Consider the following 8,683-nt stretch of genomic DNA (forward strand, 5'->3'; position numbering starts at 1 on the left):
CTCATTTTAAGGATGCAGTTTAATTTGTTCTCGGTTATTTAACTGAGGAATATTTAAGCTCTCTTAAGCCAATATCTTTGTGAGGTTGTGGCGTTTGGGTCTTACTTTCACAATCTAGCCACTTGGGTAAATTATTCCTCTTCAGCAGGATTACCTTCACTATCAATTTGGCGTAACCGAATGTGCTTACGTCCTAAAGAAATTTCAAACTCATCTCCTGACTGTAAGCCCATCTGTGATGTGTAAGCTGAACCAATTAATAAGTTACCGTTCGATTGTACGCTGATTCGATAGCTAGCACTGCGTCCGCCACGACCATTTCCACCTTGTTTGCCATCTAACTGAACGCCTTCGGCATCAATTAGTGCATTCAAGAATTTCATCATGTTTACACGCTCTACACCATTTTTGGTAACAGTGTAGTAGCCACAGGCTTTCGCCTTTTCTTCTTTGCTTAAGTTGTCTAGCTCTTTGACTTTCTTTAACAGAGCTTCGCCAACTAAGGGTTCGATCTTTTTGCCTTTATTCATTAACTTGACTCAAAAAGAATTACTTCAAGTAGTTTATAGTATCCTACATGAGTTGTGTTTTGCTCTTGCTTATGAAGCTATAGCTTTTTATCAACTCACAAATCTATCTTATATCGTTAGCTGTAATTTGTTCAAGATAGTAAAGGTAAATATTGATGATATTTTGCTCTCTTATTAATCAGCTGACTTGGTAGGGCAGGGTGAGAGAAACTAGATAGATAATGACTGACGATCGATCGAACTACCTACATCTATCTTGTGGAGGGTGGTTGTTAAAGGAAATTAGCCAATAAAGAAAGCTGTAAATTTTTCATATTGTAAAGTAAAGATGAAGCTGACTACTAAAGGACATTACAGTGTAAAGGCGCTGTTAGATTTAAGTCAAAAGCCGGGATACGGCCCGACTTCTGTGAAAGCGATCGCCAAACGTCAAGAAATCCCAGCCGCATATTTAGAAAAATTACTTATAGAAATGCGGCGGGCAGGGATAGTAGAATCAGTTCGCGGATCTCAAGGCGGATATAAATTAGCTAATTCCCCGGATAAAATTTCATTAGGACAAATTTTAGAGGCAGTTGGCGAAACAATTGAACCGCTACCCCGTCATACTCCCGATGCGAAAATAGCCGAAGATTGGGTAACGTTTACTATCTGGCGACGCTTGCATCAAAAATTAAAAGAAGCACTGTACAGTATTACCTTAGAAGACTTATACTATGATGCCCGAAGTTGGCAAGCAGCATTAGGGGAAGAAACAAGTTTTGTTGTTTAGTCATTAGTCAGTTGAGCAATAATCAAGTAATTCTAGCGATCGCAGCCACCTTAGACTATCTAATAGGAGATCCTTGGGGATGGCCTCATCCAGTGCGACTCATGGGTTGGATAATTCACAATTTTCAAACATATACTGCGAAATATTTCCATTATCCGCTAGCACAAAGGATCGCTGGTATGGTATTAGCGATCGGACTAGTAACTATCAGCGGGATCGGCAGTTGGTTAGTCATCCAAGCTGCTCAAAGCTTACATCCTTTATTAGGAAATATAATAGCTATTATTTTACTAGCAAGTTGTTTTGCCGGACATAGCTTAAGAGCAGCAGCAGCAGAAGTATTACAATCACTTAACAAAAAAGACATCACCGTTACTCGCTCTATTTTAAGTCGATATGTTGGACGTGACACCGAGCAATTAACAGAAACAGAAATTTTGCGGGCGGTTTTAGAAACAGTCACCGAAAATGCTACTGATGGAGTGATGGCACCGCTGTTTTATGCTATTTTAGGTGCTTTTTTACCAGGAGTGGGAAGTGTTCCTTTAGCACTTGCTTATAAAGCTGCCAGTACTCTCGATTCGATGGTAGGTTATCGAGAATATCCTTATATATATATAGGATGGTTTAGTGCCAAACAAGAAGATATTCTGACTTGGCTACCTTGCCGATTATTAGTGATTACCCTAGCAATTTTATCTGGGAAACCTCTGTATGTTTGGCAAGTCTGTCGTAGAGATGCCGTAAAAGATTCTAGTCCTAATTCTGGCTGGAGTGAATGTGCTTATGCGGCTGTGCTCGGTGTACAGTTAGGAGGTACTAATTGGTATCGTGGGGTTGCGAAACAGAAACCTTTATTAGGAGATCCAATTTACCCGATTACTGCCCAGAAAATTAATCAAGCAACACTGCTTACGAGATATTGCTTCTTGATTTGGTTGGCGATCGCCTTAGTTATTTTGAGTCGGTTTTGGGAACAATACAAGTTGTGACTTGTCTGATCTTTTATCAACTGAGTAAAATCTCCACTGGAAATACCCGTTTTCAGGTGTTTCCCACAGCCAAAGAGGAGTGAGTGATGCCGAAAAGATTATTGCAAGCCGTAATTGTCACAATATTAATTAAAGTGCTAGCCTCGACTAGTTCGCCCAATTTCTCTAGCATTACTCCGGCAAGAGTATCCCAGGTGAGCAAAACTTCAATAAGTTTTATCTATCGCTGGTTAGATCGCTTAACCGATAAATCTCATGGTGCGCTAAACGATCGCTATACCAAACAATTTGATAATGGGATTGAATAATTCTGCTAGCTTTCTAACCTGCACGCTAAACTTCTAAAGAAGCTAAACATCGCAGGAAGCAAGCAGTCATGACCAATCGCCTTGCCCAATCTCCCAGTCTCTACCTTCGCAAACACGCCGAAAATCCGATTAACTGGTGGTCTTGGTGTGACGAAGCTTTGCAACTCGCCCGTCAGGAAAATAAACCTATTTTCCTCTCTATTGGTTACTCTAGCTGCCACTGGTGTACCGTCATGGAAGGCGAAGCATTTTCTGACCTGACGATTGCCGAGTACATGGATGACAATTTTATCGCCATAAAAGTCGATCGCGAAGAACGACCGGATATAGATAGCATCTATATGCAAGGTCTACAAATGATGACAGGGCAAGGCGGTTGGCCGTTAAATGTATTTTTAGACCCCCATACTTTGGCACCTTTTTATGGTGGCACTTACTTCCCAGTAGAACCTCGCTACGGTAGACCGGGATTTTTGCAAGTCCTCCAAGCGATTCGCCGTCATTATGACACAGAAAAAGCCAAAGTTGATTCTGTCACCTCAGAAATCCTCGGTTATTTGCAGCAATCAGCCAGTATGGTATCTTCTGCTGATACAGAAATCGGTACAGCGTTACTAGGTAAAGGTTTAGAAACAAACACGGGTGTTTTGAGTCATAGTGGTTCAGGGCCAAATTTCCCGATGATTCCCTACGCAGAAGTGGCATTGCGGAGTACCAGGTTTAATTTAGCTGCTAAATATCCGGTAAAACAGCTTTGTACTAAACGGGGTTTAGACTTAGCATTGGGAGGCATTTTCGATCATGTAGCTGGTGGTTTTCATCGTTACACTGTTGACGGGACTTGGACAGTGCCGCATTTTGAGAAGATGCTTTACGATAATGGTCAAATTGTGGAGTATTTGGCGAATTTGTATGCTTTGGGAGTGAAAGAGGTTGTTTTTGAAAGGGCTATTTCACTCACAGTACAATGGCTAACTAGGGAAATGACTGCCCCAGAAGGTTATTTCTATGCCGCCCAAGATGCTGATAATTTTGCCGACCCTGAAGATTTGGAACCAGAAGAAGGTAACTTTTATGTCTGGAGTTACGAAGAATTACAGAAGTTGTTATCTCCCGAAGAATTAACTGAAATTCAAAAATATTTCACCGTTACAGAAGAAGGAAATTTCGAGGGAACTAACGTTTTACAAAAGCGCGATCCTAGCCCTTTAACTAATAATTTAGAATCGGCTTTTGCCAAATTATTTGCTGTTCGTTATGGCGCTACACCTGACAAAGTAAAAACCTTTCCGCCCGCCCGAAATAATCAAGAAGCGAAAACGAAAAATTGGCCAGGAAGAATTCCTCCAGTCACAGATACGAAAATGATTGTGGCTTGGAATAGTTTAATGATTTCTGGTTTAGCTAGGGCTGCTACTGTGTTTGAAGAAGCGTCTTATTTAGCACCAGCAGTGCAAGCAGCTAAGTTTATTTTAGAAAATCAGTGGATAAAAAACCGTTTTCATCGAGTCAACTATGAAGGTAAAGTGGCAGTTTCCGCGCAGTCTGAAGATTATGCCTGCTTTATTAAAGCACTGTTAGATTTGCACCAAGCTACATTAGGAATTGAGCAAGAAAACGCGCAGTTTTGGTTAGAAAAAGCTCAACAAGTGCAAACAGAATTCGATGAGTTTTTGTGGAGTGTGGAATTAGGTGGATATTTCAATACTGCCAGTGATGCTAGCGATAATTTGCTGGTACGAGAGAGGAGTTATATTGATAATGCTACTCCTTCTGCCAATGGAATTGCGATCGCCAACTTAGTCAGATTAGCCCTGCTAACAGAAGATTTAACATATCTCGATACGCCTAACGGCACGCTACGCGAACGCGCCGAGCAAGCCCTCCACGCTTTTAGCGAAATCATGACCAAATCTCCCTCAGCTTGCCCCAGCTTATTTACTGCTTTAGATTGGTATCGTAACAACACCTTAATTCGCACTAATAGCGAAGAACTAAAATTCCTCAAACGCCAATATCTCCCCACCGCCGTCACAGTTTTAACAGACAAACTACCAACTGGAACCGTAGGCTTAGTCTGTCAAGGACTCAGTTGTACAGAACCCTCAAAAAACCACGAACACTTATGGCAAAAAATACAAGAAAGTTTAAGTAGAGGATAGGAGCAGGGGAGAAAATGGGACATAGTAAGGTCAACATAATTAACAACCTATGTCCTTGGTGAATGAGACACTCATAACCACAACACGACAATCCAGTTTAATCAATAGCCTCCTGCGCCCCTGCTCCCCTGCTCCTCTGCTCCCCTGCTCCACTACCCTCTGACTGAGATGCTTCCAAAACCTTCGGATTAGTGGGGGGAATTTTTTCGATCGTAATTAGAGATTGCATGACTGATTTCACTACTGGTGCTGCTGTAGCTGCCCCAGAACCACCTTTTGGTTCATCTACTACTGCCGCAACTACGTAACGGGGAGATTCTAAAGGCAAAATAGCCACAAAACTAGTAACTTTTGCATCACTGTAACCACCTTTGGGGCTAGCTTTTTGGGCTGTACCTGTTTTACCACCAATTCTATAACCGGGAATTTGGGCAGCTTTACCAGTTCCCTTTTTGACTACGCTTTCCATCATTTCTACAACTGTTTTGGCAGTGTTTGGGGAGAATACACTCCGAGAAGGAGGTAATGTAGGTTCCCAGGTAAGTTGGTCTTTGGAGTTATATAAACCTTGAATTACATGAGGAGTGACTAATTTGCCGCCATTAGCTAGGGTAGCCGTCATTCGGACTAAGTGTAAAGGAGTGATAGAGAAACCTTGACCAAAAGCAGCAGTAGCAGGTTCAATCGGTAAGCTAGTAAAAATGCGCTCTGGCTTGAGTTTGCTATTGGTTCTAAAGGGAAGGTCACTTTCTACTGCTGCTCCTACTCCTAGACGTTTTAACCAGTTATAGTAGACAGTGGGCTTGAGGGTCTGCATAACTTGTACCATGCCCACGTTACTGGAAACTTGAAGAATTTTTGTGATGTTGATTGTGCCATATCCTCCGCCATGAGCATTTCTAATCACTTTATTACTAACTTTAATCGCGCCTCCATCTCGGAAAACGCTGTCCGGTTGAATGGACTTATTTTCTAGGGCAATGGCGACATTGATAGGTTTGAAGGTGGAACCTGGTTCATAGAGGTCTGTTACTGCCCAGTTTTTGTACAGAGATTTATCATAGTTAAAGAATTCGTTGGGATTGTAGGTGGGTTCGGCAACTAACGCTAGCAAGGAACCATCTCGCACATCCATGACAATTACAGTACCTCGTTTGGCTTTGAATTCGGCCATTTTTGTTTTCAAAGCAGCACGGGCGGCACGTTGCAGTCGCACATCTATTGTCAGTCTTAAACGATTATCATCAGCGTTGAATAAGCCTTCCGGGGCATAATCTGGCATGACGGCACCATTGCCAGCCCGATTTAACCTAAGTACTTTTAAAGTACGTTCTAGTAGGGTTTCTCGGCTGTATTCTAATCCGGCTTGTCCTTTATGATTGTCATCGACATACCCGACGATATCAGCTGCGGTTTCTTTTGCCGGATAAAGGCGAGAGTAGCTTTGAATTAGTTCCAAGCCGTCTTGCCTGATGGCGGTGATTTTATCAGCTATTTCTTGTACAATTTTGTCTTTAACTCGAATGCCACTTTCAGCACTGTTAAATTTGCTCAGGAGTTCAGTTGCTGATATTCCAATTAGGGGGGCGAGTTGGTTGGCAATTTGCTCTTTTGTTTGTCTGCGGAAAATTTTGGGGTGGGCGTAGAGGGTATAGACTGGACGATCGACTGCTAATACGTTATTGTTGCGATCGACTATGGTACGTCTTGGTACAAAGGGACGAAGCGTGATTTCTTGCTGCTGTTTGGCGTAACGTTCTAAAAATGGCCTGCGAGTAACTTGCAACCGAAATAAATTCCAGCACAATCCTAAACCCCCCAAGAGCAAAATTATCCAAACCAATACTAGGCGAATTTCCTTTGGGTTTCTAATTACATTTGGCAAATAATTAGCCCCTAGTTGCTTCATATCTGAAAAGGAGGAAGGATTTGATTTAGCCATTTTAGATTTTAGATTATTGTAAATTTGAGGTTGCTTATATTGAATAGAAAAAATTATGCTACACTTATGTCCCCCCACCTCCCCACTTCCATACTGCGTTATCTGTAGCAAATATTTAGGTATTCGATATTAATACCCTAGTGGAGTCGGATGATTTGTGGAAGTAGGTGCTGATTTTACGGAGGTACGGGGATTTTTAGTGGCTGGTCTTTCGGGTGCTGCTTCTAAGAATAAGTTATTTTCAGGGGTTGGGGGTTTTAATCCTTGATTTTCAGCTGTAGCTGTTTCTGCTAGTTGATTTTTTCTTAGTTCCCCGGCTGTAGTTACTTCGCGTTCTGTTCTTTGTAGGGATTGGAGTTTTTGGTATTCGTGATTCCACTGTTGTTGTGAGTAGACTATAGCAGCATAGGATGAGAGTGTACCACCAATTAAAATAAAAGCGATCGCTGATGTGTATCGCTGGGATATGATTAACCATTGCAGCCAAGTTGATGCTGATGGTGACAAAGGACTAATTTTCGCTTTTGCCAGCCTTTTAGCTGAAATTTTAGTTCCTGGATCAATTTTAGATTTAGGGGCAAATGACATATACTCTAGTTCTCCAAATGATTTGTCTAGAATCAATCATAGCTAGATTAACTTCATAGGTCTCAATTTTTCAGACTGACTGGCTTTACTGTGTTATAATATGAAACTGCCTAAGTTAAGCGAAAAAAGCGGATTGCACTTTTTACGCTACCGTAGCAGAGAAAGTTTACAGCAAGAATCTCCCGTTACAGAATCAGCTTGACTGCTAGACTGTCGATGTTATTATCATGATTTAGCAGGTAATCTAATCTGCATTAATTAACTCAAGAGGAGTGTATGAATAAAAAATTTTTGACTGTGGTTTTCGGACTAGGCTTAGCTTTTACCTTGGCAGCCTGTGGTGATCAAGGAACAGAAACTCCAGCATCACCAACAGCAAGTCCAACCACTCCAGCTGCTCCAGCAACTCCAGCAACTCCAGCAACTCCAGCAACTCCAGCAACTCCAGCAAAACCTCCAGCAACTCCTCCTAAAACTCCATAGGCAATTGTTAGCTCCTCACTAACTAATCTGGCTAAGCATTTATATTTTTGGCAATAATTCTTCGCTGCATTAAGCGAAAAATTATCTCATGAGAAGGAGTACTGCCTTTTTCATTGAGTTTTTTGGCAACAGGTACAAGGGAAAGGGCTGAAAAACCTTTACCCTTGACCTATTTTGGTTTTAGTGATAGTAGCTGTTTTTTTGAATGCTTTTATTACAATTTAGTACTTCCCATTACTGTCGCAAGGCTCGTTTAGCATTGGGATATAAAGGAATTAGCTACGAAGTTGAGAATTTAACGCCGGGACTGCATAGGTTAAGGTTAAAACCAATGACAGGTTTAACCACAGTACCAGTGCTATTGCCACAACAGTCGGGTTTACCAGATGCGATCGCAGATTCTACCGAAATATTCAAGTTTTTGGAATCCTACCAATCTGCACCAAGTTTATTACCGAAACCAGAGCAGCAAACAGTAGCTTGGATGTTAGAAGATTGGTTAGATGAAAGTATTGGAACTGCCACTAGATTTGTTTATTATGATTTTCGGGCAGGCGTTGGCAAGCAAATTGACCCTTCTTGGTCTAGCCAAATTTTAATTCAAGTGGTGCGTCGTCAGTATCAGATAAATGCAGCTACGGTAAAGCTGGCGAAAGAAAGGATTGAGTTGGCATTAGCGGTATTAAAACCTTGGCAAGAGCATCCCTTTTTAGTAGGAGAAAGTGTAAGTGTGGCGGATATAGCTGCTGCTGCCTTGCTAAGTCCTTTAGCTTTAATTCCTGAATATCGACAGGAGTATCCTTGGTTATTTGAGAGGATAAAAGAAATTCACGAAATTTGTCGAGAGCCATTGCCACCAGGGTTGATTTAGGCTCCAGGGGGAGAGGAGATGGGGAGATAGGGGGA

9 protein-coding genes are annotated in these 8,683 nt (G+C 41.7%); 6 read left to right on the forward strand and 3 right to left on the reverse strand.

What is annotated here, in order from left to right; translation table 11 throughout:
* Positions 1-131 precede the first annotated feature (131 nt).
* On the reverse strand, positions 132-530 hold the full coding sequence (locus IQ264_RS19150) for an AbrB family transcriptional regulator (protein WP_193982404.1): 399 nt from the start codon (positions 528-530) through the stop codon (positions 132-134).
* A gap of 328 nt (positions 531-858) precedes the next feature.
* Between IQ264_RS19150 and IQ264_RS19155 the strand changes: the two genes are divergently transcribed.
* From IQ264_RS19155 to IQ264_RS19170, 4 genes are all read left to right on the forward strand, one after another.
* Positions 859-1,302, forward strand: coding sequence for an RrF2 family transcriptional regulator (locus IQ264_RS19155; RefSeq protein ID WP_193982405.1), 444 nt, complete (start codon positions 859-861; stop codon positions 1,300-1,302).
* 11 nt (positions 1,303-1,313) lie between these two features.
* Positions 1,314-2,294 (forward strand): adenosylcobinamide-phosphate synthase CbiB, encoded by a 981-nt coding sequence (cbiB, locus tag IQ264_RS19160; RefSeq protein WP_193982406.1) that lies wholly within the window; start codon positions 1,314-1,316, stop codon positions 2,292-2,294.
* 86 nt (positions 2,295-2,380) lie between these two features.
* On the forward strand, positions 2,381-2,602 hold the full coding sequence (locus IQ264_RS19165; protein WP_193982407.1) for a hypothetical protein: 222 nt from the start codon (positions 2,381-2,383) through the stop codon (positions 2,600-2,602).
* A 68-nt stretch (positions 2,603-2,670) separates the two neighbouring features.
* On the forward strand, positions 2,671-4,764 hold the full coding sequence (locus IQ264_RS19170) for a thioredoxin domain-containing protein (protein ID WP_193982408.1): 2,094 nt from the start codon (positions 2,671-2,673) through the stop codon (positions 4,762-4,764).
* A gap of 97 nt (positions 4,765-4,861) precedes the next feature.
* Here the strand turns inward: IQ264_RS19170 and IQ264_RS19175 are convergent, their stop codons facing one another.
* Positions 4,862-6,706, reverse strand: a complete 1,845-nt coding sequence (locus tag IQ264_RS19175) for a peptidoglycan D,D-transpeptidase FtsI family protein (RefSeq protein ID WP_228061650.1) — start codon at positions 6,704-6,706, stop codon at positions 4,862-4,864.
* A 129-nt stretch (positions 6,707-6,835) separates the two neighbouring features.
* Complete coding sequence (locus IQ264_RS19180; protein WP_193982409.1) at positions 6,836-7,294, reverse strand: hypothetical protein; 459 nt, start codon at positions 7,292-7,294, stop codon at positions 6,836-6,838.
* Between the two features lie 276 nt (positions 7,295-7,570).
* On the opposite strand from IQ264_RS19180, the gene IQ264_RS19185 reads away from it, so the two are divergent.
* Positions 7,571-7,777, forward strand: a complete 207-nt coding sequence (locus IQ264_RS19185; RefSeq protein ID WP_193982410.1) for a hypothetical protein — start codon at positions 7,571-7,573, stop codon at positions 7,775-7,777.
* 205 nt (positions 7,778-7,982) lie between these two features.
* Complete coding sequence (locus tag IQ264_RS19190; RefSeq protein ID WP_193982411.1) at positions 7,983-8,648, forward strand: glutathione S-transferase family protein; 666 nt, start codon at positions 7,983-7,985, stop codon at positions 8,646-8,648.
* Positions 8,649-8,683: the final 35 nt, after the last annotated feature.

Origin of the sequence: [Phormidium] sp. LEGE 05292 (assembly GCF_015207735.1) — a bacterium.
GTDB lineage: Bacteria > Cyanobacteriota > Cyanobacteriia > Cyanobacteriales > Aerosakkonemataceae > Floridanema.